General features: G+C 71.9%; 24 protein-coding genes. 8 read left to right on the plus strand and 16 right to left on the minus strand.

Features of this window, described 5'->3' with window-relative positions; all coding sequences use genetic code 11:
• Nucleotides 1-95: 95 nt before the first annotated feature.
• From hemB to AC27IY_RS30330, 5 genes are read right to left on the minus strand one after another with little or no spacing between them, the layout of a single operon-like run.
• A complete protein-coding gene (gene hemB, locus AC27IY_RS30310; RefSeq protein ID WP_364458960.1) occupies nucleotides 96-1,079 on the minus strand; it encodes a porphobilinogen synthase in 984 nt (327 codons plus the stop codon).
• On the minus strand, nucleotides 1,076-2,596 hold the full coding sequence (locus AC27IY_RS30315; RefSeq protein WP_344208288.1) for a bifunctional uroporphyrinogen-III C-methyltransferase/uroporphyrinogen-III synthase: 1,521 nt from the start codon (nucleotides 2,594-2,596) through the stop codon (nucleotides 1,076-1,078). Before AC27IY_RS30315 ends, hemB begins: the two co-directional genes overlap by 4 nt.
• Nucleotides 2,597-2,631: 35 nt before the next feature.
• Nucleotides 2,632-3,546 (minus strand): hydroxymethylbilane synthase, encoded by a 915-nt coding sequence (gene hemC, locus AC27IY_RS30320; protein WP_344208289.1) that lies wholly within the window; start codon nucleotides 3,544-3,546, stop codon nucleotides 2,632-2,634.
• A complete protein-coding gene (locus AC27IY_RS30325; RefSeq protein WP_344208290.1) occupies nucleotides 3,543-4,799 on the minus strand; it encodes a glutamyl-tRNA reductase in 1,257 nt (418 codons plus the stop codon). The genes hemC and AC27IY_RS30325 overlap by 4 nt, the downstream gene beginning before the upstream one ends.
• On the minus strand, nucleotides 4,796-5,473 hold the full coding sequence (locus AC27IY_RS30330; RefSeq protein WP_329586937.1) for a redox-sensing transcriptional repressor Rex: 678 nt from the start codon (nucleotides 5,471-5,473) through the stop codon (nucleotides 4,796-4,798). The genes AC27IY_RS30325 and AC27IY_RS30330 overlap by 4 nt, the downstream gene beginning before the upstream one ends.
• A 114-nt stretch (nucleotides 5,474-5,587) precedes the next feature.
• On the opposite strand from AC27IY_RS30330, the gene AC27IY_RS30335 reads away from it, so the two are divergent.
• Nucleotides 5,588-5,824, plus strand: coding sequence for a glutaredoxin family protein (locus tag AC27IY_RS30335; RefSeq protein WP_091091351.1), 237 nt, complete (start codon nucleotides 5,588-5,590; stop codon nucleotides 5,822-5,824).
• A gap of 2 nt (nucleotides 5,825-5,826) precedes the next feature.
• Here AC27IY_RS30335 and AC27IY_RS30340 read toward each other — a convergent pair whose 3' ends face one another.
• Nucleotides 5,827-7,476, minus strand: a complete 1,650-nt coding sequence (locus AC27IY_RS30340) for a putative quinol monooxygenase (protein ID WP_487179976.1) — start codon at nucleotides 7,474-7,476, stop codon at nucleotides 5,827-5,829.
• A 178-nt stretch (nucleotides 7,477-7,654) separates the two neighbouring features.
• On the opposite strand from AC27IY_RS30340, the gene AC27IY_RS30345 reads away from it, so the two are divergent.
• Genes AC27IY_RS30345 through AC27IY_RS30355 form a run of 3 tightly spaced genes read left to right on the plus strand, consistent with a single transcriptional unit; the run spans nucleotide 7,655 to nucleotide 9,969 of the window.
• A complete protein-coding gene (locus tag AC27IY_RS30345) occupies nucleotides 7,655-8,320 on the plus strand; it encodes a sigma-70 family RNA polymerase sigma factor (protein ID WP_487179977.1) in 666 nt (221 codons plus the stop codon).
• A gap of 56 nt (nucleotides 8,321-8,376) precedes the next feature.
• Entirely contained in the window at nucleotides 8,377-9,072 is a 696-nt protein-coding gene (locus tag AC27IY_RS30350; protein WP_487179978.1) for a DUF5667 domain-containing protein, read from the plus strand.
• Nucleotides 9,073-9,090: 18 nt separating this feature from the next.
• Entirely contained in the window at nucleotides 9,091-9,969 is an 879-nt protein-coding gene (locus tag AC27IY_RS30355; protein ID WP_344208294.1) for an HAD family hydrolase, read from the plus strand.
• A 20-nt stretch (nucleotides 9,970-9,989) separates the two neighbouring features.
• Here AC27IY_RS30355 and AC27IY_RS30360 read toward each other — a convergent pair whose 3' ends face one another.
• From AC27IY_RS30360 to AC27IY_RS30395, 8 genes are all read right to left on the minus strand, one after another.
• Entirely contained in the window at nucleotides 9,990-11,009 is a 1,020-nt protein-coding gene (locus AC27IY_RS30360; protein WP_487179979.1) for an LCP family protein, read from the minus strand.
• Between the two features lie 2 nt (nucleotides 11,010-11,011).
• The gene (locus AC27IY_RS30365; RefSeq protein WP_371250850.1) at nucleotides 11,012-11,593 is read right to left on the minus strand and encodes an RNA polymerase sigma factor; all 582 of its coding nucleotides are present in this window, start codon (nucleotides 11,591-11,593) and stop codon (nucleotides 11,012-11,014) included.
• Between the two features lie 75 nt (nucleotides 11,594-11,668).
• Nucleotides 11,669-12,580, minus strand: coding sequence for a lysophospholipid acyltransferase family protein (locus AC27IY_RS30370; RefSeq protein ID WP_435875025.1), 912 nt, complete (start codon nucleotides 12,578-12,580; stop codon nucleotides 11,669-11,671).
• Nucleotides 12,577-13,572 carry an NAD-dependent epimerase/dehydratase family protein gene (locus AC27IY_RS30375; protein WP_344208296.1) on the minus strand — a complete coding sequence of 332 codons (996 nt, stop codon included), beginning with the start codon at nucleotides 13,570-13,572 and terminating at the stop codon, nucleotides 12,577-12,579. Before AC27IY_RS30375 ends, AC27IY_RS30370 begins: the two co-directional genes overlap by 4 nt.
• A 22-nt stretch (nucleotides 13,573-13,594) precedes the next feature.
• Complete coding sequence (locus tag AC27IY_RS30380; RefSeq protein ID WP_018654693.1) at nucleotides 13,595-13,693, minus strand: 30S ribosomal protein bS22; 99 nt, start codon at nucleotides 13,691-13,693, stop codon at nucleotides 13,595-13,597.
• 176 nt (nucleotides 13,694-13,869) lie between these two features.
• Nucleotides 13,870-14,073 carry a helix-turn-helix domain-containing protein gene (locus AC27IY_RS30385; RefSeq protein WP_026214222.1) on the minus strand — a complete coding sequence of 68 codons (204 nt, stop codon included), beginning with the start codon at nucleotides 14,071-14,073 and terminating at the stop codon, nucleotides 13,870-13,872.
• Between the two features lie 311 nt (nucleotides 14,074-14,384).
• The gene (locus AC27IY_RS30390; protein WP_344208297.1) at nucleotides 14,385-15,167 is read right to left on the minus strand and encodes a phosphatase; all 783 of its coding nucleotides are present in this window, start codon (nucleotides 15,165-15,167) and stop codon (nucleotides 14,385-14,387) included.
• A gap of 39 nt (nucleotides 15,168-15,206) precedes the next feature.
• Complete coding sequence (locus AC27IY_RS30395) at nucleotides 15,207-16,370, minus strand: acetoin utilization protein AcuC (protein ID WP_344208299.1); 1,164 nt, start codon at nucleotides 16,368-16,370, stop codon at nucleotides 15,207-15,209.
• A gap of 132 nt (nucleotides 16,371-16,502) precedes the next feature.
• Between AC27IY_RS30395 and AC27IY_RS30400 the strand changes: the two genes are divergently transcribed.
• The 4 genes from AC27IY_RS30400 (at nucleotide 16,503) to AC27IY_RS30415 (ending at nucleotide 20,027) form a co-directional block, all read left to right on the plus strand.
• Nucleotides 16,503-17,657, plus strand: a complete 1,155-nt coding sequence (locus AC27IY_RS30400; protein ID WP_487180066.1) for a sensor histidine kinase — start codon at nucleotides 16,503-16,505, stop codon at nucleotides 17,655-17,657.
• Nucleotides 17,654-18,316, plus strand: a complete 663-nt coding sequence (locus AC27IY_RS30405; protein ID WP_487179980.1) for a response regulator — start codon at nucleotides 17,654-17,656, stop codon at nucleotides 18,314-18,316. Before AC27IY_RS30400 ends, AC27IY_RS30405 begins: the two co-directional genes overlap by 4 nt.
• Nucleotides 18,317-18,396: 80 nt before the next feature.
• Nucleotides 18,397-19,287, plus strand: coding sequence for an ABC transporter ATP-binding protein (locus AC27IY_RS30410; RefSeq protein WP_364458922.1), 891 nt, complete (start codon nucleotides 18,397-18,399; stop codon nucleotides 19,285-19,287).
• Entirely contained in the window at nucleotides 19,284-20,027 is a 744-nt protein-coding gene (locus tag AC27IY_RS30415; protein ID WP_344208302.1) for an ABC transporter permease, read from the plus strand. The genes AC27IY_RS30410 and AC27IY_RS30415 overlap by 4 nt, the downstream gene beginning before the upstream one ends.
• Before the next feature lie 62 nt (nucleotides 20,028-20,089).
• Here the strand turns inward: AC27IY_RS30415 and proC are convergent, their stop codons facing one another.
• Both proC and AC27IY_RS30425 read right to left on the minus strand, forming a co-directional pair.
• Nucleotides 20,090-20,884, minus strand: coding sequence for a pyrroline-5-carboxylate reductase (gene proC, locus AC27IY_RS30420; protein WP_344208303.1), 795 nt, complete (start codon nucleotides 20,882-20,884; stop codon nucleotides 20,090-20,092).
• 13 nt (nucleotides 20,885-20,897) lie between these two features.
• The gene (locus AC27IY_RS30425; RefSeq protein ID WP_487179981.1) at nucleotides 20,898-21,779 is read right to left on the minus strand and encodes a proline dehydrogenase family protein; all 882 of its coding nucleotides are present in this window, start codon (nucleotides 21,777-21,779) and stop codon (nucleotides 20,898-20,900) included.
• Nucleotides 21,780-21,840: the final 61 nt, after the last annotated feature.

The following is a 21,840-nucleotide window of genomic DNA, read 5'->3' on the forward strand; positions in this document are numbered from 1 at the left end:
CGGCTCCGGGCGGGCGTTCGCTCACGCGGGACACACCAGCACTTGTCATCGCACTCTAACGCACAGGCCTCACGAGTTGACGGGAAACCCCTTGGTTAGAGCGTCCGTGCCACCTCGGTGGCCCAGTAGGTCAGGATCAGGTCGGCGCCGGCCCGCTTGATGGCGACCAGCGACTCCATGATCGTCCGTTCGCGGTCCACCCAGCCGTTGGCCGCGGCCGCCTCGACCATCGCGTACTCGCCGCTCACCTGGTAGGCGGCGACCGGCACGTCCACCTCGCGGCGGACGGCGGCGATGATGTCGAGGTAGGCCAGGGCGGGCTTGACCATGACGGCGTCCGCGCCCTCGGCCAGGTCGAGCCGGACCTCGCGCAGCGCCTCCTCCAGCGGCCCCGCGGGGTCCTGCTGGTGGGTGGCGCGGTCGCCGAACTGCGGCGCGCACTCGGCGGCGTCGCGGAACGGGCCGTAGAAGGCGGAGGCGTACTTCGCCGAGTAGGCGAGGATCGGCACGCCCGCGTGGCCGGCGCCGTCGAGCGCGGCGCGGATGGCGGCCACCTGGCCGTCCATCATGCCGCTCGGCGCGATCATCTGCGCGCCCGCGTCGGCCTGGGCCACCGCGACGGAGGCGTAGCGCTCCAGCGTGGCGTCGTTGTCGACATCGCCCGACGGGGTCAGGATGCCGCAGTGCCCGTGGTCGGTGAACTCGTCGAGGCAGGTGTCGGCCATGACCACGAGCGCGTCGCCGACCTCGGCGCTCACCTCGCGCAGCGCCTTCTGGAGCACGCCGTCGGGGTCGTCGGCGGCCGAGCCGCGCGCGTCCTTGACCGCCGGGATGCCGAACAGGATCAGCCCGCCCAGGCCCGCCTCGGCCGCCTCGTGGGCCGCCTTGCGCAGCGAGTCGGAGGTGTGCTGGAACACGCCCGGCATCGACACCACCGGCTGCGGCTCGGCGATGCCCTCCTTGACGAACACCGGCAGGATCAGGTCGGCGGGGTCGATCCTGGTGCCCGCCACCATCCGCCGCAGCGCGGGAGTGCCGCGCAGCCTGCGGGGACGCGCCACGGGGAAGCGTGCGCTCATCTGGCTCTCCTTCTCGCGCCACGGCGGTTCTGCGAGGGCCTGCGGGGCGTGTCGCCCGCGGCCAGCGCAGCCTGGCGCTGCTTGGCTCCGTACTCGGCCACGGCGGCGGCCAGCGCGGAGGCGGATGGCTTGTCGGCCATGACGTCCACCCGGAGCCCGAACTCCTCGGCGGTCTTGGCCGTCTGCGGCCCGATGACCGCGATCACGGTGACGTTGTGCGGCTTGCCGGCGATGCCCACGAGGTTGCGCACCGTGGAGGAGGAGGTGAAGAGCACGGCGTCGAAGCCGCCGCCCTTGATCGCCTCGCGGATCGGCGCGGGCGGCGGCGCGGCCCGCACGGTGCGGTAGGCCGTGACGTCGTCGCACTCCCAGCCGAGCTCGGTCAGCCCGGCCACCAGCGTGTCGGTCGAGATGTCGGCGCGCGGCAGCAGCACCCGGTTGATCGGGTCGAGCATCGAGTCGTACGGCGGCCACTCGGCCACCAGCCCCTCGGACGACTGCTCGCCCGAGGGCAGCAGGTCGGGCTTGACGCCGAACTCGACCAGGGCGCGCGAGGTCGCCTCGCCGACCGCGGCCACCTTGAGCCCGGCGAAGGCGCGGGCGTCGAGGCCGTATTCCTCGAACTTCTCGCGCACGGCCTTGACGGCGTTGGCGCTGGTGAAGGCCACCCACTCGTAGCGGCCGGTGACCAGGCCCTTGATGGCGCGGTCCATCTGCTGCGGGGTGCGCGGCGGCTCGACCGAGATGGTCGGCACCTCCTCGGGCACCGCGCCGTAGGAGACGAGCTGCTCCGACAGGCTCCGCGACTGCTCCTTGGTGCGGGGCACCAGCACCCGCCAGCCGAACAGCGGCTTGGTCTCGAACCACGACAGCTTCTCGCGCAGCCCCACGGCCTCGCCGACGACGATCAGCGCGGGCTCGGTGAACCCGGCGTGCTTGAGGTCGGCCTGCAGCCGCCCGAGCGAGGACACGACGGTGTACTGCTCGGTGGTGGTGCCGCCGCTGCTGACCGCGACCGGCGTCGTGTCGGGCTTGCCGCCCGCGATGAGCGCCTTGCCGATGGACACGGCCTCGCCGATGCCGTTGTAGATGACCAGCGTGCCGGGGCAGGCGGCGTGGGAGGACCAGTCCTGCTCCTGCGCGGCGTCCACGACGCGGAACTCGGGCACGGCCGTCGCCGGCGGGATGCCCGCGTAGGTGAGCACGGCGGTCGCGGGCGGGACGCCGGGCACGACCTCGAAGTCCACCTCCGCCGCGGCGCAGGCCGCGGCCTCCTCGGTGATCGAGGAGAACAGCATGGGGTCGCCGGGGCACAGGCGCACCACGAGCCCGCCGTCCTTGGCGCGCTTGACGAGACCCGTCAGCGCGTCGTCGGCCTCGACGACCTGCACGCCCTCGCGGGCATGACGCAGCAGCGCGCGGTGCGCCTCCTCGCCGAGCACCACGACGTCGGCCTTGCCGAGCAGCTCGGCGCCGCGGAGCGTGAGCAGGTTGGGGTCGCCGGGGCCCGCGCCCACGAAGGCGACGAGACCGGAGGTTGGACTATCGGAGCTCAATGGGAATGCTCCCCCATCAATCTGTCGGCCCCTTCGGCGATCATCTCGGCCGCGAGGCGGCGGCCCAGGCTGACAGCCTCCGAAGGAGAGCCGGCGGCGGACTTGCGGACCGCCTCGCGGCCGTCGAGCGCGACGACCGTGGCGGTCAGGTTCAGAGTGTGCCCGTCATCGACCGCGTACGCACCCACGGGCGCGGCGCAGCCCGCCTCCAGGGCGGACAGGACGGCGCGCTCGGCGGCCACCGCGGAGCGGGTGCGCGGGTCGTCGAGCACGCCGAGGAAGGCGACGAGCTCGGTCAGGTCGGCGCGGCACTCGACCGCGAGCGCGCCCTGGCCGGGGGCCGGCAGCAGCTCCTCGATCTCGAAGATCTGGGCGATCTCGGCGCCGCGGCCGAGCCGGTCGAGCCCGGCCGTGGCCAGCACGACCGCGTCGAGCTCGCCGGAGGTGACCTTGGCGATGCGCGTGTCGGCGTTGCCGCGGATCGGGACGTATTCGAGGTCGGGGCGGAGCGCGCTCAGCATGGCGACGCGGCGCGGCGAGCCGGTGCCGACGCGCGCCCCGGCCGGCAGGTCGGCGAACTTGGCGTGCGCGATCAGCGCGTCGCGGTGGTCGTGGCGCGCCGGGAGCGCGGCCAGGACGAAGCGCGGGTCCTGCTTGGTGGGCAGGTCCTTCAGCGAGTGCACGGCGAAGTCGATCTCGCCGTCGAGCAGCTTGTCGCGCAGCGCGCTGACGAACACGCCGGTGCCGCCGAGCTGCGCGAGATGCGCCTTGGTGACGTCGCCGAACGTGGTCACCCCGACGAGCTCGATCGCGCGGCCGGTGCGCTCGGTGTAGGCGTCGGCCACCATCTGGGACTGGGCGGTCGCCAGCTGACTGCGGCGCGTGCCCAGCCGGAGGGGTTCGGGCGTCACAGCTCCACCTCTCTCACGGCCTCGGGCATCTTCGGGTCCAGGTTGAACAGCTCACGCAGCGCCTCCGCATAATGATCGCCTCCCGGGCAGGTCGCCAGCTGCTTGACACGCACAGTCGGCTCGTGGAGCAGCTTGTCCACGACGCGCTGCACGGTCATCGCGACCTCGTCGCGCGCCCGGGCGTCGAGGTCGGGCACGCGCATCAGGAGCCGGCCGAGCTCGGACTCGACCACCCCCGCCGCCTTGCTGCGGAGCGCGACCACGGTCGGGGTGACCTTGGCGGCGCGCTCGGCGTCGAGGTAGGCGCGAAGCTCCTCGACGACCAGGGCGCGCACGGACGCGACCGCGTCGACCTCCCGCGAGCCGATGCCGGACTCCTGGATCGTCTCCAGGTCGACCAGCCGGACCCCCGGCACCCGGCGCACGGCCGGGTCGACGTCGTGCGGCAACGCGAGGTCCAGCAGGAACGTGGGTCCGCCCAGCATATCCGGCGTGATGATGTGCCTGCCCGCTCCGGTGCAGGTGATCACGATGTCGGCGGCGGCCAGCTCGGCCGGCATGGCGGCGAACTCGACGGCCCGGCCGCCGACGTTGGCGGCCAGCCGGGCGCCCCGCTCGTACGTGCGGTTGGCCACGACGATGTCGGTGACCCCGGCGCGCTGGAGCGTGACGGCCGCCAGCGAGCTCATGGAGCCCGCGCCGACGACCAGCGCCCGCCGGCCCGCGATCTCGCCCGCCAGCGCCAGCCCGGCCGTGACGAGGGAGGCCCCGGCCTGGTCGATGCCGGTGTCGGTGTGCGCCCGCTTGCCGACCCGCAGCGCCTGCTGCACCAGCTCGTTGAGCGTGGCGCCCACGGTGCCCTGGCGCTGGCCGAGCTTGAGCGCCTGGCGTACCTGGCCGAGGATCTGGCCCTCGCCGACCACCATCGAGTCGAGGCCGCACACCACGGAGAACAGGTGCTCGACCGCGCGCTCCTCGTAGTGCACGTAGAGGTGCGGGGTGAGCTCCTCGACCGGGACGCCCGTGTGCACGCCGAGGAGCCCGGTCACGGCCGTGAGGGCGGCGTGGAACCGGTCGACGGTGACGTAGATCTCCACCCGGTTGCAGGTCGACACCACCATGGCCTCGGCCACGGACGCGTCCCGCTGGACGTCGTGGAGGAGCTTGACCAGCCGGTCGCCGGTGAGTGAGACCCGTTCAAGCAGCGCCACCGGCGAGGTGCGGTGGCTGAGTCCGACGGCCAGGATGCTCATTGACTGTCCACCGCCATGAGTGGCCCTCCAGCTTTGCGTTGCTCGTGGAACGCGAGAATCTGCAGTTCGATGGATAGATCGACCTTACGGACGTCGACGGTGTCCGGCACGGAGAGCACGACGGGGGCGAAGTTGAGGATGCTGGTCACGCCCACGGCGATCACGCGATCGCAGACCGCCTGCGCCGCTTCCGCCGGTGTCGCCAGAACCACGATCGAGACTCCACGCCGTTTGACGACGGCTTCCAGTTCGTCGATGTGCTCAACATTCAACCCCGCTATGGTGTCGCCCACGACTTCGGGGTCGGCGTCGATCAGTGCCGCCACCCGGAAGCCGCGTGAGACGAACCCGCCGTAGTTCGCCAGCGCGCGGCCGAGGTTGCCGACGCCGACGATGGCGACCGCCCAGTCCTGCGTCAGGCCCAGCTCGCGGGAGATCTGGTAGACGAGGTACTCGACGTCATAGCCTACGCCCCTGGTGCCGTAGGAGCCGAGGTGTGACAGATCTTTGCGCAGCTTCGCGGAGTTGACCCCAGCGGCCACGGCGAGGTCCTCGGAGCTGACCGTCGCCACGCCCCGCTCCGCCATGCCGTGCAGCGCCCGCAGGTACAGCGGCAGCCGCGCGACCGTCGCCTCGGGGATGCCTCGGTCACGGGGCTGGGACGTGCTCTTCACGCGCCGGAGCTCCAGGGGACGGGCGGCGGGGAGCCGCGGGGACGGATTAGAACCGTCTTTCAGGTTAATCCCTTTGTGAACCGATGCACAAAGTAGCGGCGGTACGGTTGCCATATGCACCGCATCACCTTGCTCGGCAAGCCCGGCTGTCACTTGTGTGAGGACGCGCGGGAGGTCATCGCCCGGGTGGCCGGCGAGCTGGGCGTCCCCTGGGAGGAGATCAGCATCGACTCCTCCGAGGAGCTGAGGGAGAAATACTGGGAGATGATCCCGGTCACGCTCATCGACGGCGTGCAGCACGACTTCTGGCGGGTCGACGAGACCCGCCTGCGCGCGGCGCTCAGTACGTAGGTTCAGTACGGGACCGTGGGGAGCGGCACCACCTTCGCGGCGTTGACGTCGAGCTCGATCACGTTGGTGGCCAGCACCATCGACTGCCGCTCGGTGACGAACCGCTCGACGTGCGGCTGCCGCTGGTGGTCGCGGTAGGCGACCTCGTCGCGGTAGAGCTCGTAGACGATGCGCTGCAGCGGGGCCGACTTGACGGAGTGGCAGGCGTAGACGAGCGTGTCGGGCTCGCCGCGGCGCACGCCCTCGACCGTGGCCTCGGCCAGCCGGTCGAACGCCTCGCCCGCGCCGTCCATGATCGTGAACACGGTGAGCAGGCCGTAGATGTTCGGCGACAGGCGGCCCCCGGCGGGCTGCGGGCCGGGTTGCGGGCCCGGTTGCGGGCCTGGTTGCCGGCCCGGCTGCTGGGGACCGGACGGGGAGAACAGGTCGGCGCCGGAGAAGAGCATGCCGGTGGCCGGGCCGGCCGGGGGCGGGGTGGGCGGCATCGCGTACTCGGGGCGCTGCGGCGGCATGGCCTGCGGGCCCGAGGGGCCGCCGGGCATCGGGCCGCCGTTCATGATGTAGCCGGTCGCGGGGCCGTCCTCGGGCGGGGGCGGCGTCATGCGGGCGGCGTAGTCGACGTCGCGCTCTCCGGCGCGGTATTCGGCCACCAGGTCGCCGAGGCCGGTGGGCCGGCGGGGCGCGGCGGGCGGCAGGTCGGCGGCCGGCACGGGCTCGGGCATGGCCCGGCGCCCGCGCGGGACCGTGCGGTCGTGGTCCTCGGGCGGCATCCCGCGCCGGTCGCCACCGTGCCTCCCGGGGGTGTCGTGGCCGTGCCGCGCGGCGGGATCCTGGCCGTGCCGCGCGGCGGGACCGTGGCCGTGCCGCGCGGCGGGATCCTGGCCGTGGCGCGCGGCGGCCGCGTCGTGGCCGTGGCGGGCCCGGGCGTCCTGGCCGCGTCTGGCGGGCTCGTCGCGGTCGTCGAAGTCGTCTTCCTCGTCGTCGTACGGCGCCAGCGGCCGCAGCACGGTGTACCAGACCGCCGCGGCGGCCACCGCGAGCAGCGCCGTGGTGAACAGCGGGGGCACCGTGAAGCGCATCGCGCCCACCAGGGCGATCCCGGACGGCGCGATCACCAGGGAGGCATGCAGGTTGTCGGTGTCGTACTCGTCGCCGCCCCGCCATTTGAGCGCCGCGACCACCAGCATGGCCAGCATGATCACCACGGCGACGACGTGCACGCCGATCAGCAGGTAGCCGGGGAAGATGCCCCAGAGCGTCGGCCCCGCGGGCAGTTTCTTGCCCGTCACCTCGGACTTGAGCGGGTCGAAGATCATGATGGCGCCGGTGACGATCGTCAGCGCGATGCCCATCAGCCACGCGAGGAAGCGCGGCGGCACCCGCTCGGCGAGGAGCTGGATCATGCCGACGGCCAGCCACAGCGGCGCGAGCAGCGACCCCGTCACCTGGTAGATCCGGAACGTCACCGCCCCGAACCCGATCAGGCCGCCGATGCCGACCGCCGCCAGCGACAGGCACAGCGCCCCGGCCGCGACGGCCCAGCCGATCAGCCAGCCTTCGGGCTCGTCGCGCAGCCGTTTGATCAGGGCGCCTGTCGCGAAGGCGGCGAGGAGCGCACCGGCGAACCCGAGGACAGCAACGAGGATCTCCATGGTGACTCCAATGCTGCCGGACGATGCCTCCCAGCCGGTAGCCGAAGAGGGAACAGGTCGATCCTCACGGTATCCGGCGGTTACACCAAGTCATGCAAGTAGCTTGTGGATTGTGGAATTTCCGGTTGATTTCTAGAGTGTTCGAGCACGCCGCACCCCTTACCCCTAGGGATACCGGATGCCTGACTCGTCACCGTTCGCCGGGCTGCTGGTGCCAGCGCTCGCTGCGCCTGCCCGGACGGGCGAGTTCGCCGTGCGCGAAGAAGCGCCGGAACCCGAGGTGGACGCAGCCGCCGACGTGGACGTACGGGACCTCGTCCTGGACGCCAAGAACGGCTGCACGGATTCGTTTGGCACGCTCTACGACCGCTATGTGGACCTCGTCTACCGCTACATCTACTTCCGGGTCGGCTCTCACCAGCTCGCCGAGGACCTGACCAGCGAGACCTTCCTGCGGGCGCTGCGCAGGATCGCCGACTTCACCTGGCAGGGCCGCGATTTCGGCGCCTGGCTCGTGACCATCGCCCGAAACCTGGTAACGGATCACTTCAAATCGGGGCGATATCGGCTGGAAATCCCTACCGGGGAGATCATCGACGTTCCGCTCGACGGCTCGCACATCCCGGAGAACGCCGTGGTCACGGCCATCATCAACGACCGGGTGCTGCGGGCCGTACGAGAGCTCAATCCCGAACAGCAGGAAGTGGTCGTCCTGCGTTTCCTGCACGGACTCTCGCTCGCGGAAACCGCGTTGATCATGGGGAAGAAGAGTGGAGCGATCAAAGCGCTGCAGTTCCGGGCCATCCGCGCGCTGGCCCGAGCGCTCAAGCACGACCTGGCGTAACCTCCACCATCCACCCGTCGTTAGGCAGGTGTCACGGCCAGACGGGAGCGACTGTCATGCGTAGGGCGCGCAGGCGGCGGGAGCGCGTGCTCGAACACCTCACCGAGCTGCGGAGCCTGCCCATCGGCGGGGCCCCGGAGCCGGCCTTCCGCGCGCGGCTGCGCGCCGAGCTGCTCTCCCGGCACCTGGCCGAGCAGTCGCCCCACCCGTTCCCGTCCGTCGCCGCCACTGACCTGTCCCCGCTCCCCTCCTCCCCGGGCCGGCACGCGCGGCCCCGCGCCTCCCGGCGGCGGGCGCGCAGGCGGCCGATGCTGTCCCACCTGGCCTCGTTCGGGCTGGCGGCGGGGATGATGGTCTCGGCGTTCGCGACGTACCAGTCGGTGCCCGGCGACTCGCTCTACCCGCTCAAGCGGGCCGCGGAGAGCACCCTCGTCCGGCTCAGCGCCGACGACGCCGAACGCGGCGAGCGCGAGCTGGACTCCGCCAAGACCCGCGCCAAGGAGGTCGCCAGCCTACTCGGCTCCGCCGACGACGGCCCGCTGGTCAGCGAGACGCTGAAGGACATGGAGGACTCCACCCGCTCGGGCATCAGCCGCCTCGAACGGGCCGAGCCGCGCTCGCCGAAGATCAAGAAATTCGCACGGGACCAGAAAGAGATGGTCAGCCCCATGCTTCCGCAGCTCAACGGCGACCAGCAGGCCCAGGCGGAGGGCTATCTGCACTACATCGAAGGTCTGGTCGCGCCACAGTAGGTAGCTAAGCTGAGGCCCATGCGGCTTTTTGGACGACGACACCAGATCGAGCCCGAAGCTGCCGGCGAGGCGGCGGCCCGGGCGGCGGTCACCGTCGCGCCGGCCCAGCCGGTCGAGCCCGACCTGGAGGCGGCGGCCTTCTTCGACGTGGACAACACGATGATGCGCGGCGCCTCCATCTACCACTTCGCGAGGGGCCTCGCCACGCGCGGCATGTTCACCACCTCCGACCTGTTCAAGTTCGCGGTGGGCCAGGCGGTCTTCCGCCTGCGCGGCAGCGAGAACCCCGAGCACATCGCGGTGGCGAGGGAGACGGCGCTGGCGTTCGTGGCCGGCACCAAGGTCGACGACGTGGTCCGCCTCGGCGAGGAGATCTACGACGAGGTCATGGCCGACCGCATCTGGAGCGGCACCCGCGCGCTCGCCCAGTCCCACCTCGACGCCGGCCAGCGGGTCTGGCTGGTCACCGCCACGCCCGTCGAGCTGGCCAGGGTCATCGCGCAGCGGCTCGGGCTGACCGGCGCGCTCGGCACCGTCGCCGAGACCGGCAACGGCATCTACACCGGCCGGCTGGTCGGCGACCTGCTGCACGGCCCCGCCAAGGCCGAGGCCGTGCGGGCGCTGGCCCGGCGCGAGGGCCTCGACCTCACCCGCTGCACCGCCTACAGCGACTCCGCCAACGACCTGCCGATGTTGTCGCTGGTCGGCCACGCCGTGGCCATCAACCCCGACAGCGAGCTGCGCGAGCACGCGAGGAAGCACGACTGGCCCATCAAGGACTTCCGCACCGGCCGCAAGGCCACGCTGAAGGCCCTGCCGATCGCGGCGGGCGTCGGGGCGATCGCGGGCGGCGTCGCGGCCGGCATGGCGCTGCGCCGCCTCTACCGCCGCGTCTGACCCGCCGCCCGCTCCCCCCGTCACTTCAGCGACTCGAACAGCTCGCGGGCCTGGCGCTGCCGCCACTCGACCCGGTTCCGGTCGATCTTGGCGGGCTGCCACGGCACGACGGTCATGTTGATCTTCGCCTTCGTCAGCTGCCCCGCCAGCGCGGCCATCTCCTCCACGCCGAGGTCGGTACGCACGGACTTGCGCACCTCGGTCAGCACGGCCTTGAGCCGGTCGTTGTCCAGGGCCGCGCTCTGGGCCTTCTTCGCCATCACGCGCAGGAGCTGCGCCTGCCGCTTGATGCGGCCGAGGTCCGAACCGTCTTCCTGGGCCCGCGAGCGCATCCACCCCAGCGCCGCCTCGCCGTCCAGCGTGACCTTGCCGGCCGGCAGCCTGAGCTTCGCCCGCGGGTCGACCACCGGGCGGCTCAGGGTGAGCTGCACGCCCCCGAGCGCGTCCACCACGCCCTTGAACCCGGTGAAGTCCACCTCGATCGTGTGCTTGAAGGTGAGCCCCGTCAGCTTCTGCAGGGTCTGGCGCAGGCAGGTCAGGCCGCCCGGCCGGTCGTACGTGGAATTGATCATCCCAACGTGGGCCGGCTCGCCCGCGCAGCCCTGGATCCGTACCAGCGAGTCGCGGGGGACGCTGACCGCCGTCACCGCTCCCCTGTCCTCGGGCACGTGCAGGATGATGATGCTGTCCGCGCGCCGCCCGCCGCCGTCCGGCTGACGGGCGCGCCAGGGCCCGTACGCCGCGTTCTCGCCCTCGACGCTGTCGGAGCCGACCAGCAGGATGTTCATGGCGCCGCTGACGTCCACGTCCCGCGCTCCGGCGGGGGGCACCGCGACCGGCCGTTCGTGGGCCAGCAGCAGCGTCGGCACCACGACCGCGGCGGCCGTGGCGACGGCCACGAGACCGGCGGTCCACCAGGTGGCCCACCACCGCCGGGCGGGGCGGGCCCGCAGCAGGCGCTCGCGCTGGCGGACGAGCGTCGCGGGCGGCTCGTGCTCCAGCTGCGCGCCGAAGTCGCGGAGCAGCTTCAGGTCGTCCATCGTCACTCCTCCTCCGCCATCGGGTTGGTGTCGCCGAGCGCGGCCCGTACCTTCCGCCTGCCCCTGTTGAGGCGGGAGCGCACGGTGCCGACGGGGATGCCGAGCGCCTGCGCGACCTCCTCGTACGTCAGATCGCCCCAGGCGATGAGCAGCAGCACGTCGCGGTCCTTGGCGGACAGGGACGCGAGGGCGCCGGCCAGCTCGCCGCGCACCGCCTGGGCGCTGACCCCGGCGGCCACCCGGTCGGCGGGCGACTCGATCGTGTGCTCGACCGGCGCGCGCAGCAGCGCGCGGTAGCGGGCGGCCTCGCTGCGGTGGTGCCGGGAGATGAGCTTGGTGAGGATGCCGAACAGCCAGGGACGGGCGTCCGGATAGGCCAGGTCGTAGCTCCTCCTGCGGGAGAAGGCGACCAGGAAGGTCTCGCCGACGAGATCCTCCGCGGGCTCGGGACCGAGCCGTTTGGAGACGTAGCGGTAGAGCATGCCGGCGTAGCGGTCGAACAGCTCGGCGAACGCCTCGGGTTCGGTCCATGAGGCGTTCACGAGCTCCGCGTCCGCGCCTCGGGTGGCGGGTTGCAGGATCATCTCCGCCCTTCTCTGGGGGAACGGTCGGAGATGTATCGCCACAACGGGCCGCCGGGGTTCACGGCGGGCGCGCGGTCAGAGGAACGGCGGGAAGGCGTGCCCGCGGCGCAGCCGCAGCTCGTTGAGCATCTGCTGGATGACCTCGCGCACGTGGTCGGTGACGTTGAAGACGAGCATGGGGTCGTCTGCGGCGTCGGGCTCGTAGTGGTCGGTGCGGATCGGCTCGCCGAACTCGATCATCCACTTGGACGGCAGCGGCACCAGCCCGAGCGGCCCGAGCAGCGGGAAGAACGGCGTGATCGGCACGTAGGGCAGCCCGAGCAGCCGGGCCAGCGACTTCACGTCGCCGATCTTGGGGTAGATCTCCTCGGCGCCGACGATGGCCGTGGGCAGGATGGGCACCCCGGCGCGGATCGCCGAGGCCACGAAGCCGCCGCGGCCGAAGCGCTGCAGCTTGTAGCGCTCGGAGAACGGCTTGCCCACGCCCTTGAAGCCCTCGGGGAACACCCCGACCAGCTCGCCCTTGCGCAGCAGCCGGTCGGCGTCCTCCCGGCAGGCCAGGGTGTGGCCGGTCTTGCGCGCCAGGTGGCTGAGCAGCGGGAGCTGGTAGACGAGGTCGGCGCCGAGCAGCCGCAGCGGCCGGTGCACGTCGTCGTGCATGGCGACCTGGAGCATGAGCGCGTCGATCGGCAGCGTGCCCGAGTGGTTGGCGACGACCAGCGCGCCGCCCTCCTCGGGCACGTTGTGCAGCTCGACCGTCTCGACCCTGAACCAGTGGTTGTAGAGGGGCCGGACGAGCTCCAGGAAGACCTTGTCGGTCAGCTCGGCGTCGTAGCCGAACTCGTCGACCTCGTAGTCGCCGTCGATCCGCCGCCGGAGGAAGGCCAGCAGCTCGGCGAGCGGGTCGGGGTCGTCGGCCTGCTCGTAGGAGGGCGCGGCGGTGATGGGAATCACACGGCCGTCGTCGTCCTCGTGGGAGACGCTCAACTGGGCACACCTCCGAGCGGGTGCAGGCCCCGCGAGCGCAGGAAGTCGTCGAAGGCCGCCCCGGTGCTGAACTTCGGCTTCCAGCCGAGCTCGGCCTCCAGGCGGGAGGTCTCGACCGCGCGGCCGTAACACATGAGCTTGAGCTGCTCGGGTGAGTACTCGACCAGCCCGAGACGGCGCGCGGCGTTGCCGAGCGCCTCGAAGGCGGGCGTGAACAGCGGCATCGACAGCCGGCCCGCCCTGCGCACGCACTGCGACAGCAGCAGCACGCCCGCCCCGGCCACGTTGAACGTGCCGGGGTGGTCCTCCGTCGCCATCCGGCGCAGCACCTCGACCGCGTCGTCCTCATGGACGAACTGCAGCCGCGGGTCGAAGCCGAACACGGTCGGCAGCACCGGCTGGGTGAAGTAACGCGTCAGGGGCGAGTCGACACCCGGCCCCATGAAGTTGGCGAAGCGCAGCAGTGACACGGTCACGTCGGGACGGCGGCGCGCGAAGCCCCGCACGTAGCCCTCGACCTCGCACGCGTCCTTCGCGTAACCGTGGCTGGGGCCGTCGTGCGGCTCCAGGTCCTCGGTGAAGACCGCCGGGTCCCGCGGTGACGAGCCGTAGACGGCGGTGGTGGAGCGGACCACCACCCGCCGCACGGTCGCCGACCGCTGGCAGGCGCCGAGCAGCTGCATGGTGCCGATGATGTTGTGCTCTTTCATGGCTGCCCTGCCACCGCCCCGCGAGGGAGCGCTGACCAGGCTCATGTGCACAACGGTGTCGATGTCCGCGGCCGCGATCACCTGCGCGATGTCGGGGCTGCGCAGGTCGACCCGGACGAACTCGGTCCGGCCCAGGGAGACACCGCCGTCCCGCGTCAGCGAGGGGGGCGGCACGGTGTCCACTCCGATGACCCGGTCGATGTCCGGGTCGGCGGCCAGCATGTTCGACACACGGGCGCCGATGTGGCGCGAGACCCCGGTGACGAGCACGGTGTGGGTCATCAGCGCCTCGCAGCTGCGTTGGTTACTTCTTGTTACGCCGCTGGATGCGCGTCTTCTTGAGCAGCTTGCGGTGCTTCTTCTTGGCCATCCGCTTGCGGCGCTTCTTGATCACAGAGCCCACGGGACCCCCAGGTACTGATAGCAAGTCTGAATCGGAGTGCGAGCGCACACCGGGTCACAGACTACCGGCGATCCACGGTAGATCGCCCCTCGGGGGGCGAGAGCCCCGGCCGCGCGTGGCGAGCGGCCGGGCTTCTCCCGCGACAGCACTCACGGCGTGACCATCACGTCGCTACGTCAACCTGCCTCGATGTAGGCCTCCCGCAGATAGTCGTGCACCGCCTGCTCGGGCACTCTGAACGACCGGCCTACCCTGATGGCCGGGAGCTCGCCGGAGTGTACGAGCCGGTACACCGTCATCTTGGACACCCTCATGACCGTCGCGACTTCTGCCACGGTCAGGAACTTCACCTCGCTGAGAGGTCTTTCGCCTGCACCCATCGGACGCCTCTTCCGCACGTGTTTCCGGGTTATCCCCACTGGTGCCATTGCTCACGCACGTGTACTGCCGTCAGCGTAAGGCGGGACTCCGAGTGCGCAAACCCCCTATTTTCTCTCTTGACGGAGCCGTCTGTCAGCCGAACCAGAGAAATCGCTGGTGAGCAGCGGACCGAGCACCTCGCCTGGACCTTGGAACTGTCCAAGATGCCACACATAAGAGTCGCCGGAGCCCTGTCAAAAGTTGGCAAAGGGACGGCGAGCCGCTTGGAATGCGGGCGCGAAAAGACGGTATCGAGCTGACCGAATTGAACTCACAGGGCAGATGAGACCAGAGTGACCAATCGCTCGGTGAGCGGAGCGTAAAAGCGCGGTAGCACGTTGTCGTCCAACGGCACGACCACGTCGATCTTTCCTTCGGCCTCGCCGACGAACAGGCCGGGGTCGTTGCTGTCGGCGAAGGCGACCGTCGGCACCCCCGCCTCGCCGGCCGCGCCCGCCCAGCCGTGGTCGGCGATCACCAGGTCGGGCAGGTCGCCGTCCAGCTCGTGGAGCATGTGACGCATCGGCGCGGCGTCGTGGGTGTGGACGAAGTTGCCCCGGTCGTCGAGCATCGCGACGTCCTGGAGGTAGCGGATGCGGCGCGGGCGGCCGAAGCCCGAGCCCGCGTACGTCCAGCCCTCGCCGGGCGTCAGCAGCCGCGCGCCGCGCCGCTCGCAGAGCGCCGCGAGCGGCAGGTGGACCGCCAGCAGCCCGGTGGGGTGACCGGTCGCGAACAGGATGCGCGGCTCGGGCCGGGCCAGCACCGCCGCGATGCGCTCGGCCATGGCGTCGAGGGCGTCGATCGTCAGCTCGGGGTCGATGGTGTCCTGGCCCCAGCGGTGGCCGGGGTCGCCGACGACGCCCGCGGACTTGGCCATGAGCGCGAGCACGTCCCGGTAGGACCACGGGTGGTCGAAGCTCAGGCCGAGGGCGTAGTAGGGGTCGCCGTTGGCCAGGGAGCTGTAGTGGTCGAGGTTGTTCTCACGGGGGGTCGCGACGTCGCCGGCGATGCGGGTCCGTACGAGGTGATCGCGGAGTTGGTCGCGGCTCAGCACAGCTTTCCTTCGCAGAACATCGGCGCCAGGGCCTGGGGTCTAGGGCATCGGGTCGAGGCCGTGCAGGGGGAACACCGCTTTGCGGGTCGCCATGACCGCACGGTCGATGGGGTCCGCTGGGTCATAACCTGCCGAGATATCACGAAATTCCGGGTTTCGGCCGTCGGTCATGGTCAGCGGGGGCGTCTCGCCGGTGCGCTCCCTGACGTACCGGCGCCATTCCTCGCTGGTCGGCGTGGCCGGGTCGATCGGATGGCCCGACGCCTCGGCGAGCAGGTGCGTCCATGCCCTCGGGACGACCTGGACCAGCTCGTAGCCGCCACCGCCGACCGCGATCCACCGCCCGCCCGCCGTCTCGTGGGCCAGGCGGTGCAGGGCGGCGTAGGCGGCGCGCTGGCCGTCGACGCTCAGCATGAGGTTGGCGAGCGGGTCGAGCGCGTGGCTGTCGCAGCCGTGCTGGGTCACCAGCACCTCGGGACGGAACTCGTGCAGCAGCGGCGGCACGACCGCGTGGAAGGCCCTCAGCCAGCCCGCGTCGCCACAGCCGGCCGGCAGCGCCACGTTGACGGCCGTGCCCTCGGCGCCGGTCTCCTCGGGGAAGCCGGTGCCGGGGAACAGCGTGCGCGGGCTCTCGTGCAGGCTGATCGTCAGCACCCGGGGGTCGTCGTAGAAGACCGTCTGGACGCCGTCGCCGTGGTGGACGTCGACGTCGACGTAACCGATGCGGCTCACCCCGCGCTCCAGCAGCCAGGCGATGGCGAGCGCGGGGTCGTTGTAGACGCAGAAGCCGCTCGCCATGGCAGGCATGGCGTGGTGGAGCCCGCCCGCGATGTTGACGGCGTGCTCGGCCGCGCCCTCCCAGATCGTACGGGCGGCGGCCAGCGACGCGCCCGCGATCAGCGCCGACGCCTCGTGCACCCCTTTGAACGCCGGGTTGTCCGTGGTGCCGAGCCCGCAGCCGAGGTCGGGCGCGCCGGAGACGGACACCCGCTTGACCGCCTCGACATAGTCGCGCTTGTGGACCAAGGCCAGCTCGTCGTCGCTCGCCGGGTCGCAGCCGGCCAGCTCGACCCGGTCGAGCACGCCCAGGTGGCGGGCCAGCGCCATCGTCAGCTCCACCCTGACGGGCGCCAGTGGATGGGTGGGGCCGAAGTCGTAGGAGGTGAGAGCGTCGTCCCAGATCACCCGTACCGACCGGCTCATGCCAACCCCTCCACGTGCCGCCTCGCCTTGGGGCGACGTTACCGCAGCGCGGACTTCGCGTAGTAGCCCGGGTTCAGAGCGAAATGTCCGCCTGTGCCGGACATCTCATGACTTAGGGTTTTGGGCGTGCGGATGGGGCGAACGGTCAGGAGAGCCGTGCGGTTCCTGCGGCGTCCCAAGGTCTTCGACGCCGCCCTGGTGATCGTCATCTCGTTCCCCGCGGTCGTCGGGCTGATCGCCGAGATCGTGGAGGGCGACACCGGAACCGCGCCGAAAGCCGTCCACTACCTGGCGGGCGCGGCGCTCCTGCTGATGCGCCGGCGCCGGCCGGTGCTCACCGCGGCGCTGATCACGACGCTGGACGTCGCCGGCCACGCCCTGCGCCTCGTCACGATCGCCGATGTGCCCGCGGTCATAGCGCTCTACAGCGTGGGCCGGCACACCGCCGGCCGTGTCACCGCCCTGACCTCGCTCGCCGCCTACGCCGCCTACGCCCTGGCCGGGGAGATCTTCCAGCCCGGCAAGGGCAACTGGGTCGGCTACCTGTTCTTCGTGGCGACGACCGTGGGCGTCGGCCAGCTCGTCCGGCTGCGCGCGGAGCTCGACGAGCGCGGCAGGCGCGAGGCCGCCGACGCCGCCGTACGCGAGGAGCGGCGGCGCATCGCGAGGGAGCTCCACGACATCGTGGCGCACCACATCACCGTCATCACCGCCCTCGTCGGCGGCGCGCGGGCGACGCTCCCCGCCGAGCAGGAGGTCACCAGGGACGCGCTGAAGAGCGCCGAGCAGACCGCCCGCGAGGCGATGACGGAGATGCGCCGCCTGCTCGACGTGCTCAGGGCCGACGACGTGCTCCGCGACGGGGAGCTGCTCGGGGCGGCCGGCACGGGACCGGACGCCGCGACCGGCGTGGGCGCGGAACGGCTGCCCGCCCTCGTCGATGAGGCGCGGTCGGCCGGGCTGTCCACCAGCCTCACCGTGACCGGCACGCCCGTCGCGCTGCCCGCCCCCGTCGACCTCGCGGTCTACCGGATCGTCCAGGAGGCGCTGACCAACACCCGCAAGCACGCGGCCGGGGCACGGGCGGGGGTGCGGCTGGCGTACGAGCCGGAGGCGGTCGAGGTCGAGGTCGTGGACGACGGGCGCGCCACGGGCTCGGGCACGCCCGGCTTCGGGCTCGGCGGCATGGCCGAGCGGGTGGCGCTCTGCGGCGGCCGGCTCACGACCGGCCCGCACCCCGGCGGAGGTTTCCGCGTACACGCCCGCATCCCCCTGGAGACACTGTGATCCGTGTGCTGCTCGCCGACGACCACGGGCTGGTCCGTACGGGCTTCAGGCTCATGCTCGACGCCCAGCCCGACCTGTCCGTGGTGGGCGAGGCCGGCGACGGCGCGGAGGCGGTGGACCTGGCCCGGCGGCTGCGGCCGGACGTCGTGCTCATGGACCTGCACATGCCGAACCTGGACGGGGTCCGTGCCACCGAGCTGATCACGGCCGCGCTGCCGGAGGTGCGGGTGCTCGCGCTGAGCACGTTCGACCTGGACGAGAACGTGCTCGCGGCGCTGCGCGCGGGCGCGGACGGCTTCCTGCCGAAGGACGTCTCCCCCGAGGAGCTGATCGAGGGCGTGCGCGTGGTGCACCGGGGCGAGTCGGCGGTCGCGCCGCGGCTGCTGACCCGGCTGATCGGCACGTTCGTCCGCGCCTCGCGGACCCCGCCCGCGCCCGCGCGTACGGCCCGGCTCTCCGGGCTGACCGAGCGGGAGCGGGAGATCCTCGTCCTCATCGCCCGCGGCCGCTCGAACGCGGAGATCGCCGCCGGCCTCGCCGTCTCCCCCTCGACCGTCAAGAACCACGTGACGAGCCTGTTCGCCAAGCTCGGCGTACGGGACCGCGCCCAGGCCGTCATCGTCGCCTACGAGGCGGGGCTCGTCCGCCCCGGAGAGTAGGACCCTGGTCCCAGAGCCTGCCCGGCGAGACGGTCCCCGGGCAGGAAGAAACCGGCGGCCCGCGCCGCCACGCTGGGATCATGACAGCCATTAGGGCAACGAACCTGAGCAAACGCTACGGCGCCACCGCCGCGGTGGCGGAATTGTCGTTCGACGTCGAGCCCGGCCGGGTGACAGGTTTCCTGGGGCCCAACGGGGCCGGCAAGTCCACCACGATGCGGATGATCCTCGGGCTCGACCGGCCGTCCGGCGGCTCCGTGCTCGTGGACGGGCGGCCGTACGCCGAGCTGCGGCACCCGCTGCGCAAGGTGGGCGCGCTGCTCGACGCGAAGGCCGTGCACGGCGGGCGCAGCGCCCGCGACCACTTGCTGGCCATCGCCCAGAGCAACGGGCTGCCCGCGAGCCGGGTCGAGCAGGTGCTGGAGACCGTGGGGCTGCGCGAGGTCGCCAGACGCCGCGTCGGCGGCTTCTCGCTGGGCATGGCGCAGCGGCTCGGCATCGCCGCGGCGCTGCTCGGCGATCCGGAGATCCTGCTGTTCGACGAGCCCGTCAACGGGCTCGACCCGGACGGCATCCTGTGGATCCGCACGTTCATGCGCGAGCTCGCCGCCGAGGGCCGCGCGGTGTTCGTCTCCAGCCACCTCATGAGCGAGATGGCCCAGACCGCCGACCACCTCATCGTGATCGGCAAGGGGCGGCTCATCGCCGACACGAGCGTGGACGAGTTCATCGCGCGCAGCTCGCAGGGCTACGTACGGGTGCGCTCCCCCCGCCTGGCCGAGGTCGCCGACCTGCTCGGCACGGGCGAGCGGCACCCCGACCACCTGCGGGTGACCACGATGAGCACGCTGGAGATCGGCACGCTCACGGCGCGGGCCGGGATCCCGCTGGAGGAGCTGACGCACGTGCGGCCCTCGCTCGAAGCCGCGTACATGGAGCTGACCAAGGACAGTCTGGAGTACACGTCATGATCGACATCATCAGGTCCGAATGGACCAAGCTCCGCTCGGTCCGCTCGACGCTCTGGACGCTGGCCGCCACCGCCGCCATGATGATCGGCTTCGGCGCGCTGCTCTCGTTCGCGGTCAAGGAGAACGCCGAAGGGCCCGTCGACGTGCAGAACGCGCTGATGACGAGCCTGACCGGCGCGATGTTCGCCTCGCTGTCGATCGCCGCGCTGGGCGTACTGGTGATCTCCGGCGAGTACCGCACCGGCGGCATCCGCACCTCGCTGCTGGCCGTGCCCCGGCGGCTCCACCTGCTCGCCGGCAAGGCCGTGGTCTTCACCGTCACCTCGCTGGTCGTCTGCACGCTCGCCGCCGCCGGGGCGCTCGCCGCCGGCCTGGCGATCACGCAGCCCGCCGGGGTCACGACGGGCGACCTCGTACGGTCCGCCGTCGGCGCGGGGCTCTACCTGACCGCGTGCGGGCTGTTCGGGCTGGCGCTCGGCACGCTCGTCCGGCACACGGCGGGCGCGCTCGTGACGGCCATCGCGCTGATCCTGGTGCTCCCCACGGTCGTCACCCAGTTGCCCGGCAAGTGGGGCAGGACCGTCGCGGAGTATTTCACCACCAACGCGGGCCAGCTCATCATGACCGACGGCGGAGGGCCCTCCTCGCTGAGCCCGTGGGGCGGGTTCGCCGTCTACCTGGCGTGGATCGCCGTGGCCGCGGTCGCGGCGGGCGTCCTGCTGCACCGCCGCGACGCCTGACCGCGCGGCTCCTCCGGGCGCGGGCCGGACCGAGCGGTTCCTCCGGGCGGGGGCGGGACCGCTCAGCCGCCCGCGAGCTCCCGCCCGCGGTCCCTGGCCGCCTCGATGGCGGCCAGGAACGCCGCCCGCACGCTGTGCCGCTCCAGCTCGGCGATGGCCGCGATCGTGGTGCCGCCCGGCGAGGTGACCGCCTCGCGCAGGATCACCGGGTGCTCGCCCGAGTCGCGCAGCATCACGGCCGCGCCGACGATCGACTGCGTGACCATGTCGAGCGCGGCGGCGCGCGGCATGCCGAGCAGGATGCCCGCGTCCACCATGGCCTCGACCAGGTAGAAGAAGTAGGCGGGGCCGCTGCCGGAGAGCGCGGTCGCCGCGTCCTGCTGCGACTCGGGGATGCGCAGCACCTTGCCGACCGGCTTCAGCAGGTTCTCGGTCAGCCTGAGGTGCTCCTCGCCCGCGTGCGCCCCGGCCGAGATGACGCTCATCGCCTCGTCGAACCTGATCGGCGTGTTGGACATCACCCGCACGACCGGCACGTCCACCCCGAGCCGCTGCTCCACGAACGCCGTCGTGATGCCGGCCGCGGCCGTGATCACCAGGCGGTCGGCGGGGACGTAGGGGGCGATCTCGGCCAGGAGGGTGGCCATGTCCTGCGGCTTGACGGCCAGGATCAGCGTGTCGGCCGCCTTCGCCGCCTCGGCGTTGGTGACGGTGCGCACGCCGTAGGTGTCGCGCAGCGCCTGCGCCCGCTCGGCCCTGCGGGTGGTCGCGAGGACGTCTCCCGGCTTGAACCCGGCCCGCAGCAGCCCGGACAGCAGGGCCTCGCCCATCTTGCCCGTGCCCAGAATCGCAATCATCCTGGCAGCCTACTCACCGGCGTGACATCAGCGACCGCAGGAAGAACCCCAGGTTGCGCGGGCGCTCGGCCAGGCGGCGCATGAGGTAGGCGTACCAGTCGTCCCCGTACGGCACGTAGACCCGCATCTGCGATCCCAGCCCCGCCAGCCTGGACTGCTCGGCGGGGCGGACGCCGTACAGCATCTGGTACTCGAACCCGGTGACGTCCCGGCCGTCGAGCACGGCGAGCGTGGAGGCGATCCGCAGCAGCCGGGGGTCGTGCGTGGCCACCATCGGGTACGCCGTCCCCGCCATGAGCACCTTGAGGCACCGTACGAACGAGCGGTCGATCTCGGCGGGCGACGTGTAGGCCCCCGGCGCCGTGTAGGCGCCCTTGCACAGCCGCACCCGGGCACCGCCGAGCTTCTCGCACCGCTCCAGCGAGTCCGGCAGGTAAGCCTGCACCACCACCCCCACGTCGGGGTGGTCGCGCCGCAGCGCCGCATGGACGGCGTGCAGCCCGTGGATCGTGTCGCGCTCCTCGGCGTCGAGGGTGACGGTGACGCCGCGTTCGGCCGCGGCCCGGCAGATGTCGGCCGCGTGCTCGTACGCGAGCCGCTCCGACAGCCGCAGCCCGAGCGCGGTGAGCTTGACCGACACGTCCGCGCCCGCGGGCAGCAGGGCGAGCAGGTCGAGGTATTCGCCGACGGCGGCGGCGGCCTGCTCCCTGTCGGTCACCTCCTCGCCCAGGTGGTCGACGGTGACGAGGAGCCCTCTGCGGGTCAGGTCGCCGACCACGGAGGCGACGTCGTCGGCGACGTAGCGCCTGACCACGTCCCTGGTCAGCGGCGAGGAGGAGATGACGCGCTCGGCGCGTTCGCTTCGGGAGACTGCGAGCATGGCCTGACGGAGCACGGGGACCACACTAACCCCGCAGGGCGCTGAACCGCGGGCCGCCGGGATCCGTCGTAGGGGT

This window comes from Nonomuraea sp. B208, from assembly GCF_057536035.1.